General features: G+C 41.2%; 15 protein-coding genes. 4 read left to right on the top strand and 11 right to left on the bottom strand.

Going from position 1 to position 15,616, the window contains the following annotated elements; translation table 11 throughout:
* Positions 1–23: 23 nt before the first annotated feature.
* The 4 genes from FDF36_RS14755 to FDF36_RS14740 all read right to left on the bottom strand — a co-directional run bounded on the left by FDF36_RS14755 (position 24) and on the right by FDF36_RS14740 (position 5,420).
* On the bottom strand, positions 24–1,613 hold the full coding sequence (locus tag FDF36_RS14755; protein ID WP_220391850.1) for an Hsp70 family protein: 1,590 nt from the start codon (positions 1,611–1,613) through the stop codon (positions 24–26).
* A 37-nt stretch (positions 1,614–1,650) separates the two neighbouring features.
* Positions 1,651–2,499 carry a nucleotide exchange factor GrpE gene (grpE, locus tag FDF36_RS14750; protein ID WP_220391849.1) on the bottom strand — a complete coding sequence of 283 codons (849 nt, stop codon included), beginning with the start codon at positions 2,497–2,499 and terminating at the stop codon, positions 1,651–1,653.
* Between the two features lie 817 nt (positions 2,500–3,316).
* Positions 3,317–4,027, bottom strand: coding sequence for a UMP kinase (pyrH, locus tag FDF36_RS14745; RefSeq protein ID WP_220391848.1), 711 nt, complete (start codon positions 4,025–4,027; stop codon positions 3,317–3,319).
* A 73-nt stretch (positions 4,028–4,100) separates the two neighbouring features.
* The gene (locus tag FDF36_RS14740; RefSeq protein WP_220391847.1) at positions 4,101–5,420 is read right to left on the bottom strand and encodes an MATE family efflux transporter; all 1,320 of its coding nucleotides are present in this window, start codon (positions 5,418–5,420) and stop codon (positions 4,101–4,103) included.
* Positions 5,421–5,557: 137 nt separating this feature from the next.
* Here FDF36_RS14740 and FDF36_RS14735 point away from each other — a divergent pair, with 137 nt between their 5' ends.
* A complete protein-coding gene (locus FDF36_RS14735; RefSeq protein ID WP_220391870.1) occupies positions 5,558–6,241 on the top strand; it encodes a tetratricopeptide repeat protein in 684 nt (227 codons plus the stop codon).
* 23 nt (positions 6,242–6,264) lie between these two features.
* On the opposite strand, the gene FDF36_RS14730 is transcribed toward FDF36_RS14735, so the two are convergent.
* The 4 genes from FDF36_RS14730 to FDF36_RS14715 all read right to left on the bottom strand — a co-directional run bounded on the left by FDF36_RS14730 (position 6,265) and on the right by FDF36_RS14715 (position 9,114).
* Positions 6,265–7,578 (bottom strand): zinc-dependent metalloproteinase lipoprotein, encoded by a 1,314-nt coding sequence (locus tag FDF36_RS14730; protein WP_220391846.1) that lies wholly within the window; start codon positions 7,576–7,578, stop codon positions 6,265–6,267.
* A 69-nt stretch (positions 7,579–7,647) separates the two neighbouring features.
* Positions 7,648–8,403, bottom strand: coding sequence for a biotin--[acetyl-CoA-carboxylase] ligase (locus FDF36_RS14725; RefSeq protein WP_220391845.1), 756 nt, complete (start codon positions 8,401–8,403; stop codon positions 7,648–7,650).
* Positions 8,387–8,743 (bottom strand): MmcQ/YjbR family DNA-binding protein, encoded by a 357-nt coding sequence (locus FDF36_RS14720; protein WP_220391844.1) that lies wholly within the window; start codon positions 8,741–8,743, stop codon positions 8,387–8,389. Before FDF36_RS14720 ends, FDF36_RS14725 begins: the two co-directional genes overlap by 17 nt.
* Positions 8,744–8,748: 5 nt before the next feature.
* Positions 8,749–9,114, bottom strand: a complete 366-nt coding sequence (locus FDF36_RS14715; protein ID WP_005810543.1) for a YraN family protein — start codon at positions 9,112–9,114, stop codon at positions 8,749–8,751.
* Between the two features lie 82 nt (positions 9,115–9,196).
* Between FDF36_RS14715 and FDF36_RS14710 the strand changes: the two genes are divergently transcribed.
* Positions 9,197–9,430 carry a hypothetical protein gene (locus tag FDF36_RS14710; RefSeq protein ID WP_005784731.1) on the top strand — a complete coding sequence of 78 codons (234 nt, stop codon included), beginning with the start codon at positions 9,197–9,199 and terminating at the stop codon, positions 9,428–9,430.
* A gap of 4 nt (positions 9,431–9,434) precedes the next feature.
* Entirely contained in the window at positions 9,435–9,872 is a 438-nt protein-coding gene (locus FDF36_RS14705; RefSeq protein ID WP_220391843.1) for a nucleoside deaminase, read from the top strand.
* 16 nt (positions 9,873–9,888) lie between these two features.
* On the opposite strand, the gene FDF36_RS14700 is transcribed toward FDF36_RS14705, so the two are convergent.
* The 3 genes from FDF36_RS14700 to FDF36_RS14690 all read right to left on the bottom strand — a co-directional run bounded on the left by FDF36_RS14700 (position 9,889) and on the right by FDF36_RS14690 (position 11,645).
* Entirely contained in the window at positions 9,889–10,176 is a 288-nt protein-coding gene (locus tag FDF36_RS14700) for a DUF4834 family protein (protein WP_220391842.1), read from the bottom strand.
* Positions 10,177–10,238: 62 nt separating this feature from the next.
* Positions 10,239–10,949, bottom strand: a complete 711-nt coding sequence (gene pssA / locus FDF36_RS14695) for a CDP-diacylglycerol--serine O-phosphatidyltransferase (RefSeq protein ID WP_220391841.1) — start codon at positions 10,947–10,949, stop codon at positions 10,239–10,241.
* Positions 10,950–10,958: 9 nt separating this feature from the next.
* On the bottom strand, positions 10,959–11,645 hold the full coding sequence (locus FDF36_RS14690) for a phosphatidylserine decarboxylase family protein (protein ID WP_005784739.1): 687 nt from the start codon (positions 11,643–11,645) through the stop codon (positions 10,959–10,961).
* Positions 11,646–11,808: 163 nt separating this feature from the next.
* On the opposite strand from FDF36_RS14690, the gene dnaE reads away from it, so the two are divergent.
* Positions 11,809–15,603, top strand: a complete 3,795-nt coding sequence (dnaE, locus tag FDF36_RS14685; protein ID WP_220391869.1) for a DNA polymerase III subunit alpha — start codon at positions 11,809–11,811, stop codon at positions 15,601–15,603.
* Positions 15,604–15,616: the final 13 nt, after the last annotated feature.

The following is a 15,616-nucleotide window of genomic DNA, read 5'->3' as shown; positions in this document are numbered from 1 at the left end:
AGGGTTCTGCTTTGTTCTGTTTTTTACTCTACTGATGCTTTGTCGATGATTGCTTTTGATTTTCTGAGTTCTTCTTCACATTTTACACCGGTGATTTTGAGATCGAATTCAAGTTTATCATTTTCTACATAAGCTAATCCGTGCAAGATACCTTCCTGGTCAATCTGATATGTAACTGAAATCTGGGTACCTTGAGGCCAGTCTTTGCTTAGTTTAAGCGTATGGTCATCAATTAATGTGCAGAATCTTTCTTCCACGATACTTTCTGTTTCCATATTTGTGAAATCACTTTCAAATACCTTTACAGATACACCTCGTTGGTTAGGAATAGAAGTAGTAAAGGTTTCAATTCGTTTTGTGGGTAACGAACTATTTGCAAAAATGAGGTTTTGCACCATGCTTTGCCCTTCAATGATTACGTCGGTACCATATGTTTTACTGGTGACATTGACCACTGTGGTACGATCTCCACGGAGAGGAGCCGGTTTATCATTACTTTCTCCTTCTTCATAGTCGCGAACTGCTTGTGAATAGGCGGCATTCATAGCATAAATTGCCGCTCCTTTGGCTACACATTCATCCGGGTCGGTTAGTTTGGCATCACAATTGAATTCTTTATCTACCCGTTCCTTTATTTGTGGCATGCGGCTGCTACCTCCCACTAACAGTATTTCATCAATATTATTGTAACCTTTTTCTTTGGCAATAGCAATGACCTTTTTGGTGGCATCAATCGTTTCGTCCAGTTTCCTTTCTGTCAGCGAATTGAATAACTCACGGCTAATCTCTATACGTGCGGAATTGCCTTCATATTGGTAAGTTGCTTTCGCTGTCTGCTTGGCTGTCAATACTTTTTTCTTGTCTTCTGCAAGTAATAACAACTCATATTTTAGGTCTAATCGGTCTTCGAACGAATAAGAAGTGTTATTTTGTTCGTTAAAAGCTGCCAGCATATATTCAGCTAATGCGGTATCCCAGTCTACTCCTCCTAAATGATGGTCTCCACCTGTGGCTATTACTTTAATAGCACCACCGTTCACATTAATCAGGGTAACGTCAAATGTTCCGCCTCCGAGGTCGTATACTAAAACCGTTTTTTTCTGATCTGTCTTTACACCGTAAGAGATCGCGGCAGCCGTAGGCTCATTGATGATAGAAAGTACATTTAAGCCGGCTATTTCTCCGGCCTGCTTGGTTTGCATACGTTCTTTGGTTCCAAAATAGGCCGGACAAGTGATAACGACATCTTTGATCGGTTCTGGATTGTCTCCCAAATCGTTGGCATCTTTAACCAGCTTTTTTAAGATGAAAGCCGAAATTTCTGTTGGGTCGTAATGATAGGGAAATTCGTTTGTGTTTTTATCGAAGCTGCCATCTACACCTATATGGCGTTTTATGAATACTGCCGTTTTGGTAGGTTCAGTGGCCAACATTCCTTTGGCTTCTTTTCCCACGACAACATGGTCCATATCCTCAAAATATACAGCGGATGGAGTAGTGGCATCTCCTTCGAAATTGCGGAGAACAATGGCTTGGTCGAATTTATCTACTTGTGCAATGCAACTGTAGGTGGTACCTAAATCGATACCATATACACTTCTGGTATTGTCCATAGTTATTTATCTTTTTAGAGTTTTTTAGATGAGTTGATTATTCTGATTTTTTATATACAGTGACCGTTGAGGGTTGAAATATTTTGTTTGTGGTAGTATTTCGGAAGCCTCCGTAATGAAATTCTTTAATAGTGCCGGCCTGTTCCGGAGTATCAGTGATCACTGTCCGGATGGCTGTTTGCTCTTTAGGTGAATATGCGCTGCCTATTGTCGGTTCAAAATACTCTAAGTCGTATTCGTCTTCCAGAATATCTTGAATATGCAGTTTACAATTTTCCACTTCTCTTAATAATCTCGTATAAGTTTCAGGGGAATTCTTAGCTTCCGTATTTTCATAAAACTTATAAGTTTTCGTGAGTCGTTCATGCATTTTTATCATGCTTTTCAGAAGAGGTTTTACGATTTCCGCATGAAGATCTCGGTTATGACTTTGTAGTTCTTCATGAAGATCCTTAATGATTTTATCTTTGTAAGAAGAATCTTCCAATAGTTTTTTTAATGCATTTATTTGATCTCCGATTTGAGAAGGGAACGAGTGATCGGGATGCGTCGCAGGCTCTATGGAGCGTTCATCGTTTGGATTCCTATTCTCCAGGTTCTGCTGCCGTTCTTCAAGTTCTTTTGCTAATTTATCCAACTTTTCAGCACGTAGATTCAACTCTTCTTCTTTTTGTTGAAGCTCCTGGATTTTTAATTTCATTTCTTCTTCTTGTTCGGGAGAAAGTTGTTCCTGTTCATTGGGGGAGGATGTCGCTTCATCGGTAGTTGGAGAGGGAGTGTGATTGGGCATTCCGGTTGAGATTAATTGAGCAAGATTAGCTTCAAACTGGCTCATTCTTTCCAATAGCTCTTCCATTTTGTTATTTTTACTTTTGGGCCATTCCATGTTGTGTATATTTATAGATTAATATATAGATTTTTATTTCTAGTTTTACATAAAGTATGAATACTTTTTATTAGATTAGATAATGAATAACTGTGTCTTTTTCAATCTTGTCTCGCAAATATATAGTTTGTAGTTGTGAAAATCAAACATATTGCTTTATAAAATTGTTGTAAAATGATTTTGTACCGGATAACCGGTACAAAATTGGAATTAGTAAAGAACCTCTTTGATTTATATTGATGATCAATCATGTTTTTAGTACATTAATTTAATATTCTATATTGAATATCTTTAATATGCTATTAAGGCAAAATAATGAGAAGTATATTTCACTTGGTATTCATAAAACAATAGGTTTTCTTTGATTTATTCAAGTGTCTTTCCGGACGTATATCCGGGTATATCCTGTATGTATGTGCGGAATATACCCGGATGCATGTCCGGAGATCTGTCTCTTTTAATGAAAGAAACGGGTTGAATACATGGAGTTTTAAGAATCATATGCTATCTTCAGACAGCACTCACCATAAAGGCTGTCAATATCCCGAGGAAGTGACACCGGAGAAAGTGAGTGTATCACGCATGTATTTCGTGGCAGACCGGAAGCTGAATAAGAGGCTAAAAAAAGAACACTGTCATAGGGGATACCTTTTCGTTACTATTTTCCGGAAGAGTTGCTGACTCGTGAACTGTTGGAGAAGGATGGGAAATTTTCTGATGAAATGGAAATTGGAGAATAAATGAAGAATAGGTTAATAAGTGAACGTATCCTGTCCACTTATTAACCCATTCATATATCTTCAGATTAGAGAATTGACTAATTGTGTACCAATGTACCAATCTCTTCTCCGGTAATCACTTTTTTCAGGTTACCTACTGTATCCATATCGAATACTACGATCGGCAGATTATTCTCCTTACACATACAAGTGGCTGTCAGATCCATCACTTTCAGTCCTCGTTTCAGCACTTCATCGTAAGTGATGTCGTGGAACTTTGTTGCCGTAGGATCTTTCTCCGGGTCGGCAGTATAGATACCGTCTACGCGAGTACCTTTCAACATGACGTCTGCTTCTATCTCGATACCACGAAGCGATGAGCCGGTGTCGGTAGTAAAGAACGGATTTCCGGTTCCTGCCGACATGATGACGATTTCACCATTTTCCATGCATTCAATAGCTTTCCATTTACTGTAGAATTCACCGATAGGTTCCATGCGTACGGCTGTGAGTACACGTGCTTTCACACCGGCCGCAACTAATGCCGAACTGAGTGCAAGGCTGTTAATTACTGTGGCCAGCATACCCATCTGGTCGCCTTTTACCCGATCGAAACCTTTATTGGCTCCGCTCAGTCCGCGGAAGATGTTGCCACCACCGATGACGATGCCTATTTGTACGCCTTGTTCGTGAATCTCTTTGATTTGTGCGGCATATTCGGCCAATCGTTTTTCATCGATGCCATATTGCTTTTCTCCCATCAGGCTCTCACCGCTGAGCTTCAACAGGATTCTTTTGTATTTTGCCATACGAGTTGGTTGTTAATGATTTCTTTTTTTGCAAAGATAAACGAATAGTTTTAAAGCGAGATTCTTTTGAGAGTTATTTTTGTTGCATTATTTTTCTGGCAAGCAGTGCTTGTATGAATCCCCGTGAAGAGAGATAGACGATAAATGCCATCCATAGAGCATGGTTACCCATTGAGTTATGAAATGTGTAATAGATAATGAAGAAACTGGCCGAAGCTATAAACATGGAATAGAGCATTTGGCGTGTTGCAGTCGCACCAATGAAGATGCCGTCCCAAAGGAATGCCGAGAATCCGGCAAGAGGAATAGCCAATACCCAATAGAAATAGGTTTCTGCTTCATTGATAACAGATGCTTCGTTGGTGAGTAAGCCGAGAAATGATTGTCCTCCTATGCCATAAAGTAGGGTGAAAGCGATTGAAAGACCGGTACCCCAGGCAAATAATCTGCGGACAGTGCGGTGAAGTTCCGTCCGGTTATCGGCGCCTATATAGCGTCCTGCCAATGCTTCGCCTGCGTAAGCAAAACCATCCATGATATATGAGAACAGAGTAAAAAGTTGCATAAGTAGTGTGTTTACGGCCAGAACAACTTCTCCTTGTGCTGCTCCGGCAGAGGTAAAATACATTGTTACCGCTACCAGGCATAAAGTACGGAGAAAGATATCACGATTTACCTGAAAGAAACGATACATGGCCTGTCTTTGCAGCAGGGCTTTCCACTGAATGCGTTTTCGTAGTTGTCCATAATATCGGTGCCATAACAGGAATGCCATGAAAAAGCCTGCATATTGAGCAATCAGAGTACCCAGCGCAACGCCTTCTACTTTCATGCCCAACAGATAGACAAAGCATAGACTGGCTGCGATGTTGACTATATTTTGAGTGATGGCGATGTACATCGGGAAACGGGAGTTTTGCATACCGATAAACCATCCGGCAAAGCCATAAAGCCCTAACATGGCGGGAGCACCCCAAATGCAGATATAGAAATAAAGTGTAGCAAGGCGTTTCACTTCATCGGAGGTTTGGATAAAAGTAAATGCTGTTTTTAGTATGGGATATTGCAGAAGCATCAAGCAGAGAGCAATGAACAGTCCTACACCGACCGACCGTAATAGGAGTCGGGTCACTTCGTCAAGATCGCGCTTGCCGTATGCCTGAGAAGTCATTCCGCTGGTGCCCATCCGCAGAAAACCGAATATCCAATAAATGATATTAAACAGCATACCTCCCACGGCAATGGCGCCAATGTAGGCTGCTGACCCGAGATGACCTACAATAGTAACATCGATCAGCCCCAATAACGGAACGGTTATATTGGAGATGATGGAAGGGACGGCTATTTGCAGAATCCGTCTGTTACCACTGCTGAGATGAAAGATTTTATCCATGGACGGGCAAAGTTACACGAAAAAAGGTGAATCTGAAAATGAAGAGAACAATAACGTTATTTAATTGGTTTTTAGCGACCGGTGAGTCGGAATAATTTCTATCTTTGTAGGGACCTAACTAAATAAATATGAATAAGATGAAGTCTTTTACTTTATTTCTTTCCTTGTTGCTTTCGCTTCCGTTTGCGCTTTCAGCACAATCGGCAGGAGAAATGCTGCAGAGGGTATCAGTCGCCATTGATAATAAACAGTGGGAACAAGCTATTAGTCTGTTCCGTCAGGCTGTAAATACGAATGTGGAAAAGGCTGAAATGTTTTACTGGACCGGGGTGGATAAGAATACAGATGTAGCCTCGAGGTTTGCTAATGAGCTGGCTTCATTCTATAAGAAGTCACGTAGCTATGATAAGGCATATCTGTTTTATAAAGAATTGCTGCAAAAATCACCGAACGATGTGAACTGTTTAGCTTCTTGTGGTGAAATGGAGGTTTACAGGGGTAAGGAAGCGGAAGCTTTGAAGACTTACGAGAAGATATTGACGCTGGATGCAGATAATCTGGCTGCTAATATCTTTGTCGGTAACTACTATTATCTGAAGGCCGAACAGGAAAAGCGGAAGATAGAAAATGATTATAAGAAAATAAACACTCCTACCCGGATGCAGTATGCCCGTTACCGGGAGGGACTCAGCCAGATACTTACTACCGGATATATAAAGGCAAAAGGATATTTAGAGAGGGTGGTCAGTCAGTTTCCTTCTACTGAAGCAAAGAAGACATTAGATAGAATAAAACTGATAGAAAAAGAGGTGAACAGATAGTAATGCTGTTCACCTCTTTTTTCTTATTTTCTTATAAGTATTGGCAAATCCAAAGGACCTTCGGCTGCTGTGCGGGTTTGTGTCTGTCCTTTTTTCGGTCCCGGAATTAATGGGCTGTAGGTCAGGACGTGGCGGATACGGTCGTGTTGGTCATTGCTGAATTGGTCAGAATAGCTAAATGCATAGTCCATGATGTTGTGGGACGTAAATGTCTGATTGGTCATGCAGTTCTCTCTTAATGCGAGGGTAGACAAGTCACGTACTCCTAAAGCTAATTGAGTGTTTGACCACTGATCGTAATATTCTTTATTGTATGTTGGAGTATCTTTGCAATAATCCGAATCAATACATCCGTTATACGTGCCGTTATCATCTTCCGAAAATACATGGTGCAGACCTAAATAATGACCTAATTCGTGAGCTATAGTTACGGTTACATCTGCTGAGTTATATGTATTTCCCGATGATTGTTCATTTATGTAAAGACTGTTAATCGATACACAATAGGGAAACTTTAAATTGTTTAGCGTCAAATAGGAACTTTCTACCGAATTGAGCCCTTCCAAAAAGGTGCTGCCTTTGGTAGAAAAAGGAAGGTGGGCAATACCTAATGTTGTAGAGCCGGAATTGTCATTGGTAAAGTTGTAAATCATCACATTGATATACTGGTTAGGATCCCAAAGGTAACTTACATATTTTCCCGTATTGTCGGACATAAATGCATCGCAGTCGATGGGATAACTTTCCGGCCAAAGAGTGTATTCCACTCCCGGAGTAGTTAAATCTTTTCCGTCAGGGCCCGTAGAAGCAAGTGTAAAAGTCAGGTTCATATCTACGCTTCCAATCTTATTTTTATATAGTTTGTTGACCGTTTTTAATATGTCAGTTAAACGGTTTGGGCTAATGTACTGTTTGGGGTCGGAACTATTCTTATATAGCACGTGGAAGATTATGGGAAGTTCATAGTGGTACGCTTCGGGATTGGTTGAATGTCCGGCTGCCAATTGTGTGACGGTTATGACCTTTTTTATTCCACTGGAAGTTACCGAAATCGTTGCACTTCTTTCAGTCGTTTCAAGGTTAGTCTCTACAATAATGCCGAGTGGCTGATTGCTTGCTCCCTTATTGGGTACGAGCTTGCACCAAGTTGAAGAACTTGCTGCTACCCACGAATCGCTGCTGGTGATATTTACGGTTAGAGTAACTCCCTCGCTGTCAATATCTTGAAAAGATGACTCCGACAATTCAAGTTTTGAATTATTTTCGGTATTGGAGTCTTCGCAACTGACAAACAGTAGTGTTAATATAGATATTAACAGTAGGCATCTGATTTTCATAAATTAAACGTTTTTATATTTAAAAACAATATTGCAAAGGTAATGTTTTAAACTAAAAAAGAAGAAGTATTATAAAATGTGCTGTACCTCTTTAAATAAATATCGGCGTATTTTTCCTGTATCGTCTTGCAAAACAAGATGACCGTCGGCTTCAACTTCTATGGTTCTGGCTATAAACTCTCCGTTCGTATCGGAATACTTATGCATACCTTCTTTTCGGAAAAGCGCCTTCTGATACTGGTGGGTTATGTAAGTGTGCTCCCCTTTTTGAAGCAGGCTGTAGTATTCTATAATTCGTTGCATAACTCCTGCCAATATTCCGGAGAGTTCATAAGTTTGGCCGGTGATTTGTTTAAGTGATACAGGATTGGGGGCGGGGCTGAAAAACTCTTCCTGGTTAATATTGACGCCAATCCCTGCAATGCTTTGGCTGATATGTACTCCCATCAAATCATTTTCAATCAATATTCCGCAGATTTTTCTTTCTTTCCAGTAGATATCGTTCGGCCATTTAATAGAGATGTCTTTAACGTATGTGTCGAGTTCTTCCTTAATGGATAAAGAGATGATTTGAGATAGAAGAAATTGTCTGCGGACTTCTAAAGAAGTGGGATAAAGTACGAAGCTAAACATCAGATTCTTACCTTTCTCCGATTCCCAACTGTTTCCTCGCTGTCCTCTGCCCAAGGTTTGAAAGTTAGCTACTACTGTGGTTAGTTCACTGACATCTTGCTTATTGCACAGATCGTTTAAATAATGATTGGTGGAGTCTGTCTCTTCGATATAAATCAAAGGTACAGGAAAAGATTCAGGGAAGGGCATCATATTCGGCACGTAGTTTTTTAGTGAATTTCTTCAATACTTCTTCGTAAGAATGGTCAATCAGCTGTTTTATCAATTTATCATCGGCATCCTGGTCAAAGAAAATCTGATTCCAGTATTTCTTGTTGAAATGATAAGCACCTTCGATGGCTGAATAATGTTCACGTAGTTCGATGGCATAATCAGGATTACATTTCAAAGCAATCATATTGGCTCCTTCCAAATCGATAAGTGCGAACATTTTATCCATCACTTTCAGTACAAGTGAGTATTCATCGAATGGGAGGCATTCGGTGACTGCTTTTTTCTGAAGACAGTATTCTCTGGCTGATTCTATATTCATACGATTTAAAATAATGGCGGGTAAAACGCCTCTTTTATATGTTCAATTCTGAAATTTCCTACTTTACCTACGACAGTAATAATATCAAATCTTACAGATGCGTCTATTTGGAAAAGCTTAATATATGTATCGGCTGCGATTACGGTTCGCCTGATTTTCTGTGGAGTAACAGCATCCTGAGGTAATGCAAAGTCCGTATCGGTACGTGTCTTTACTTCCACAATTATCAGTTCACCGTTTTTGGCTGCCACAATGTCCAGTTCCAGATGTCCTTTGCGCCAATTCCGATGACGAATGGTATATTCGTGCTGCTCCAGATATTGAACGGCAGCATCCTCTCCGGCCTTTCCTAACAGATTATGTTCTGCCATATACTTTTAGCATACTATTTTCTGCAAATTTACTCTTTTTATTCTTTGAAATTACAGAAGTAAAAGTAAATTTGCAAAGAATATGAGAAAGAGAGATAAAAAGTGTAATAAGGCAACTCCGGACGAACCTAAGCGGGAACGACGGATGAGCATATTGCTGAGCGAAGATGAGCAGCAGATTGTAGATCGTTATCTGGATAAGTATAAGATAACGAATAAATCACGCTGGCTTCGTGAGACGATTCTCATGTTTATACATAAAAATATGGAGGAGGATTATCCTACTCTTTTTGGTGAACACGATATGAGGCGTTAGACGTATGCTGGATGATTCTTATTTTATGAAGCAGGCCTTGATAGAGGCTGTTAAAGCAGGAGAAAGAGGGGAAGTCCCTGTTGGTGCCGTAGTGGTCTGTAAAGAGAGGATCATTGCTCGTGCACACAACCTGACTGAAACGTTGAATGACGTGACTGCCCATGCTGAAATGCAGGCCATTACTGCCGCCGCCAATGTTCTTGGTGGGAAATATCTGAATGAATGTACTTTATATGTCACAGTGGAACCTTGTGTAATGTGTGCCGGTGCTATTGCCTGGGCTCAAACGGGAAAACTGGTGTTTGGTGCCGAAGACGATAAAAGAGGCTATCAGCGATATGCTCCGCAAGCGCTCCATCCTAAAACAGTCGTTGTCAAAGGAATATTGGCAGAAGAGTGTGCCGGGCTGATGAAAGACTTTTTTGCTGCTAAGAGGAGGTGATAATTTATCGTTACCCTTATTCTTTTATTTCTTCGTAGTCTACGTATTCTCCTTCGTTATCATCAAACAGTTTTTTGTGCTTGGTTCCTGTCTCAGTGATGATTTCTTCTTTATCATTAGCCTGAGTTTGGTGGTAGTATCTTCTGCTTCCTGAATTATTATTGGGTCCGTTACGATCTGAACTTGACGAGGGCGAGCGTTTTCCAAGTCCGAAAATGGCTCTCAATACGCTACCTACAAGGGCCAATCCGATGATTATAACGGCTATGACAATAATGAATAAAAATCCTAAAATGTGGAACATGGGCTATTTGTTTTATGCATTGTTTAAAATTTGTAGTACAACAAACGTGCCAGAAGGATTGTTTATTTATTTTTTCTTGTTAAAAGTGAAAGAATGATATACCACACAATAACTGCTGAGAATCCGCTGATACCCAAAAACAGTAGTAATGGAATGCAGACAATCAGAAATATGAAGCTTACCTTATTATCTTTCCAAGAAAGATTTTTGAATTTCAGAGAGAACATGGGAATTTCAGCCACAAGTAACCATGAAAAGAGTATTACCATTATAATAAGGTATATAACGTTGCAATGTGCCAGCAGAAAATCTTTGCCACCTACGATTAACGCTCCCCAATAGAGTGCATTGGCCGGGACCGGAAGCCCAATGAAAGAACTGGTTTGCCGCTCGTCTACATTAAAATTAGCTAAACGTAAAGCAGAAAAAATAGAGATAAGGAATGCCAGATAAGGGATATAATCTCTTAATCCTGCCAGAAAGTCGGGGTATATTAATCCGGGTTCTTTTAAAAACGAAAAAACAAGTAAAGAAGGGGCCACGCCAAAACTGATGTCATCGGCCAGTGAGTCAAGTTCTTTCCCTATCGGAGAATATGCATGAAGCAGTCGTGCCAGCATGCCGTCGAAAAAGTCGAAGACAGCACTTAATATAATAAAGATAAAAGCTAGTTCATACTTAGCTTCAAAGGCCATCACACTGGCAATGCAACCTGAAAAAAGGTTCAGGCAGGTTACTGTATTGGGTATGTGGCGGATTATAGCATTTGCCATTATTGTTTCTTATTTTAATTTGGCGATAACTGTTTGGTTACCGGTAGTCAATTGTCCCATGCTGACACAGATTTCTGTGCCTAACGGGAGATATACATCTACACGTGAACCGAATTTTATGAATCCCAAATGCTCATCGATATAGCATTCTTCTCCCGGTTCGGCATATGTAACAATACGTCTTGCCATTGCACCGGCTATTTGGCGTGCCATTACCTCTACTCCCTCAGGAGTTTCGATGACGATCATTGAACGTTCATTCTCTGTACTGGCTTTCGGAAGCCATGCTTTCATGAATTTGCCATTATCGTGAGTGACTTTCTTGACAACTCCGTCTACCGGATACCAGTTGGCGTGTACATTTAGTATGCTCATGAAAATGGATACCATAATGCGGCGATCGTGGAAGTATTCATGTTCATCTACTTCTTCGATGACTACGATTTTTCCATCTGCCGGTGCAACTACAATCTTTTCTGTATCCTGTCCGAAAAGCCGGATGGGACAACGGAAAAAGTTAACCATCAACAGATAGACAACGATACTTACCAAAGCCACCAGATAGAATGGTATTTTACAATCAATTCCCCAGTAAAGAGCCAGATTTATGATCAGTAGCAGAAAAAAGCTACCCCATAAAATATGTGTTCCTTCACGGTGAATTCTTATCTTTTTTAATTTCTTAAGTCGACCCATTTGCGCTATTTAATGATAATTATCCGCAAAAGTATACTTATTTTAAAAATCCAGCAAGCATTTACAGATAGAAATGACTTATGTTGATAACTTTTTGAGGTTTATCTTTGTTAGTAGCTATAGAGATTGTAATTTTATGGCTTCAAATTATCAACCTATAACTATGCAGGATTTCGTTCATTTACACGTCCATACGCAATATTCTCTTCTGGATGGTCAGGCCAGTGTCAGTGCATTGGTCGATAAGGCTATGAAAGACGGGATGAAAGGTATTGCCGTTACGGACCATGGAAACATGTTCGCCATCAAAGAGTTTACGAACTATGTTAATAAGAAAAACGGGGGCCCGAAAGGAGAAATAAAGGACCTGAAGAAGCGGATTGCAGCTATTGAAGCCGGTGAAGTGGAGTGTGCGGATAAAGATGCCGAGATTGCTGACTGTAAAGCTAAAATAGCGGATGCGGAAGGGCGATTGTTCAAGCCTATCATAGGCTGTGAGATGTATGTGGCCCGTCGTACAATGGATAAAAAGGAGGGAAAGCCTGACCAGAGTGGGTATCACCTGATTGTGCTCGCCAAAAACGAGAAGGGGTATCATAACCTGATAAAATTGGTTTCGCGGGCATGGACCAAAGGTTACTATATGCGTCCCCGTACAGACCGGAACGAGTTGGAGAAGTATCACGAAGGTTTAATTATCTGTTCCGCGTGCTTGGGCGGTGAAGTGCCTAAAAAGATAACTCAGGGATTGTTGGCAGAAGCAGAAGAAGCTATCCAATGGTATAAGAACCTGTTTGGAGACGATTATTATCTGGAAATGCAGCGCCATAAAGCGACAGTGCCTAAAGCAAATCATGAAGCTTATCCGTTGCAGGTGAATGTAAATAAACATTTGATTGAATACTCCAAAAAGTATAATGTCAAGTTAATCTGTACGAATGATGTTCACTTTGTCAACGAAGAACATGCTGAGGCACACGATCGGCTGATCTGTTTGAGTACGGGAAAGGATCTCGACGATCCGAACCGGATGTATTATACGAAACAAGAGTGGATGAAGACGAAGGCAGAGATGAATGAGCTCTTTGCCGATGTGCCCGAAGCATTAAGTAATACGCTTGAGATTCTGGACAAAGTAGAGTATTATTCAATCGATCACGCGCCGATTATGCCTACTTTTGCAATTCCCGAGGACTTTGGAACAGAAGAAGGATATCGGCAAAAATATACGGAAAAGGACCTTTTTGATGAGTTCACCCAAGACGAAAACGGTAACGTGGTGTTGAGTGAGGAAGCTGCCAAAGATAAAATAAAACGTTTGGGAGGCTATGATAAACTGTACCGTATCAAACTGGAAGCCGACTATCTGAAAAAGCTGACTTTCGACGGAGCTAAAAAGTTTTATGGTGATCCGTTGTCACCGGAGGTCAAAGAACGGCTGGTCTTTGAATTACATATAATGAAGACCATGGGTTTCCCGGGATACTTTCTTATTGTACAAGATTTTATTGCCGCCGGGCGTAATATGGGAGTCTCCATTGGTCCGGGACGTGGTTCCGCTGCCGGTTCTGCTGTAGCCTATTGTTTGCAGATCACTAAAATAGACCCGATCAAATACGATTTGCTGTTTGAGCGTTTCTTGAATCCCGATCGTATTTCATTACCCGATATCGATATTGACTTCGATGATGATGGTCGTGGCGAAGTGCTACGTTGGGTGACGGAGAAATATGGACAGGAAAAGGTGGCGCATATCATTACCTATGGTACTATGGCTACGAAACTGGCTATCAAAGATGTTGCCCGTGTTCAGAAACTTCCGCTTGCCGAATCGGATCGCTTAGCCAAATTGGTTCCGGATAAAATTCCGGATAAAAAGCTGAATCTGAAGAATGCCATAGAATATGTGCCCGAATTGCAGGCGGCTGAAGCATCACCCGATCCTTTGGTGAGGGATACGATGAAATATGCCAAGATGCTTGAGGGGAATGTGCGTGGAACGGGTGTACATGCCTGTGGTACTATTATTTGTCGTGATGATATCACGGATTGGGTACCGGTCAGCACGGCTGATGATAAAGAGACCGGCGAAAAGATGCTGGTTACCCAATATGAGGGTTCGGTGATCGAAGATACCGGATTGATCAAGATGGACTTTCTGGGACTGAAAACATTGTCTATTATAAAGGAGGCTGTCGAAAACATTCGTTTGAGTAAAGGAATGGAACTGGATATCGATTCGATTTCAATCGAAGATCCGGCTACTTATAAGCTTTACAGTGACGGACGAACGATCGGTACTTTCCAGTTTGAATCTGCTGGTATGCAGAAATACCTGCGTGAGTTGCAGCCTTCTACGTTTGAGGATCTGATTGCGATGAATGCCCTTTACCGTCCGGGTCCGATGGATTATATTCCTGACTTCATTGACCGTAAACATGGACGTAAGCCTATTGAATATGACATTCCTGTCATGGAGAAATACCTGAAGGATACATACGGTATTACGGTTTATCAGGAGCAGGTCATGCTCTTGTCGCGTCTGCTGGCCGACTTTACGCGTGGTGAATCGGATGCCCTCCGTAAAGCGATGGGTAAGAAGCTGCGTGATAAGCTGGACCACATGAAACCTAAGTTTGTTGAAGGTGGAAGGAAAAACGGGCATGATCCCAAGGTATTAGAGAAAATCTGGGCGGACTGGGAGAAGTTTGCTTCGTATGCGTTCAATAAATCACATGCTACCTGTTATTCCTGGGTTGCATACCAGACAGCATACCTGAAGGCTAATTATCCGGCTGAATATATGGCAGCTGTCATGAGCCGAAGTTTGTCGAATATCACTGATATTACCAAACTGATGGACGAGTGTAAAATGATGGGAGTACAGACGTTAGGACCGGATGTGAATGAAAGTAACCTGAAGTTTACCGCAAACCGGAATGGAAATATCCGTTTCGGATTGGGCGCTGTAAAAGGTGTAGGTGAGGCTGCCGTACAAAGCATCATGGACGAGCGAAAAGAGAATGGTCCTTTTAAAGGTATCTTCGACTTTGTGCAGCGTGTCAACCTGAATGCTTGTAACAAGAAAAATATGGAATGCCTGGCGCTTGCCGGTGGATTCGATAGCTTTTCTGAACTGAAGCGTGAACAGTATTTTGCTGTGAACAGCAGAGGGGAGACCTTTCTTGAGACATTGATGCGTTATGGCAACCGTTACCAAGCCGATAAGGCTGCTGCTGTTAATTCTTTGTTCGGCGGAGATAACGTTATCGATATAGCGACTCCCGAAATTTTACCGGCGGAACGTTGGAACGATTTGGAAAGACTGAATAAGGAACGCGAACTGGTAGGTATTTATTTGTCGGCGCATCCGCTTGATGAGTATGCCATTGTGTTGGAACATGTTTGCAATACACATATGAGCGAACTTGATGATAAATCGGCTTTGGCAGGAAGAGAGATTACGATGGGAGGCATTGTTACCAGTGTTCGCCGGGGTATCAGTAAGAATGGAAATCCTTATGGTATAGCTAAAATAGAAGATTATTCCGGTTCGGCGGAGATTCCTTTCTTTGGGAATGACTGGGTTACTTTCCAAGGTTATTTAGGTGAAGGTACCTTCTTGTTTATCAAAGCCCGTTGCCAGCCTAAACAATGGCGTCCCGATGAACTTGATATTAAGATTACTTCGATGGAATTGCTGCCCGATGTCAAGGAACAACTGATAGAGAAGATTACGATTCTGATTCCGCTTGCCGAACTTAATTCGGCTTTGGTAACCGAGCTTGCTTCTTTAACGAAAGAACATCCGGGAAATACGGAACTTTATTTTAAAGTAACGGATACGGAGGGGAAGATGTATGTAGACTTGATTTCCCGCCCTGTGAAACTTTCGGTTGGCAGAGAATTAATTTCCTATTTAAAGGAACGTCCCGAACTTGCGTTTCATATAAATTGATTATCTTTGCCGC

It is taken from the genome of Bacteroides fragilis (assembly GCF_019583405.1).
GTDB classification, from domain to species: Bacteria; Bacteroidota; Bacteroidia; order Bacteroidales; family Bacteroidaceae; genus Bacteroides; species Bacteroides fragilis_B.
This window is presented reverse-complemented; position numbering and strand designations above follow the sequence as displayed.

Bases quoted from the DNA above. Each gene is read 5' to 3' on its own strand.
- FDF36_RS14755 (WP_220391850.1), bottom strand. From the start codon at position 1,613: ATGGACAATACCAGAAGTGTATATGGTATCGATTTAGGTACCACCTAC.
- grpE (WP_220391849.1), bottom strand. From the start codon at position 2,499: ATGGAATGGCCCAAAAGTAAAAATAACAAAATGGAAGAGCTATTGGAA.
- pyrH (WP_220391848.1), bottom strand. From the start codon at position 4,027: ATGGCAAAATACAAAAGAATCCTGTTGAAGCTCAGCGGTGAGAGCCTG.
- FDF36_RS14740 (WP_220391847.1), bottom strand. From the start codon at position 5,420: ATGGATAAAATCTTTCATCTCAGCAGTGGTAACAGACGGATTCTGCAA.
- FDF36_RS14735 (WP_220391870.1), top strand. From the start codon at position 5,558: ATGAAGTCTTTTACTTTATTTCTTTCCTTGTTGCTTTCGCTTCCGTTT.
- FDF36_RS14730 (WP_220391846.1), bottom strand. From the start codon at position 7,578: ATGAAAATCAGATGCCTACTGTTAATATCTATATTAACACTACTGTTT.
- FDF36_RS14725 (WP_220391845.1), bottom strand. From the start codon at position 8,403: ATGATGCCCTTCCCTGAATCTTTTCCTGTACCTTTGATTTATATCGAA.
- FDF36_RS14720 (WP_220391844.1), bottom strand. From the start codon at position 8,743: ATGAATATAGAATCAGCCAGAGAATACTGTCTTCAGAAAAAAGCAGTC.
- FDF36_RS14715 (WP_005810543.1), bottom strand. From the start codon at position 9,114: ATGGCAGAACATAATCTGTTAGGAAAGGCCGGAGAGGATGCTGCCGTT.
- FDF36_RS14710 (WP_005784731.1), top strand. From the start codon at position 9,197: ATGAGAAAGAGAGATAAAAAGTGTAATAAGGCAACTCCGGACGAACCT.
- FDF36_RS14705 (WP_220391843.1), top strand. From the start codon at position 9,435: ATGCTGGATGATTCTTATTTTATGAAGCAGGCCTTGATAGAGGCTGTT.
- FDF36_RS14700 (WP_220391842.1), bottom strand. From the start codon at position 10,176: ATGTTCCACATTTTAGGATTTTTATTCATTATTGTCATAGCCGTTATA.
- pssA (WP_220391841.1), bottom strand. From the start codon at position 10,949: ATGGCAAATGCTATAATCCGCCACATACCCAATACAGTAACCTGCCTG.
- FDF36_RS14690 (WP_005784739.1), bottom strand. From the start codon at position 11,645: ATGGGTCGACTTAAGAAATTAAAAAAGATAAGAATTCACCGTGAAGGA.
- dnaE (WP_220391869.1), top strand. From the start codon at position 11,809: ATGCAGGATTTCGTTCATTTACACGTCCATACGCAATATTCTCTTCTG.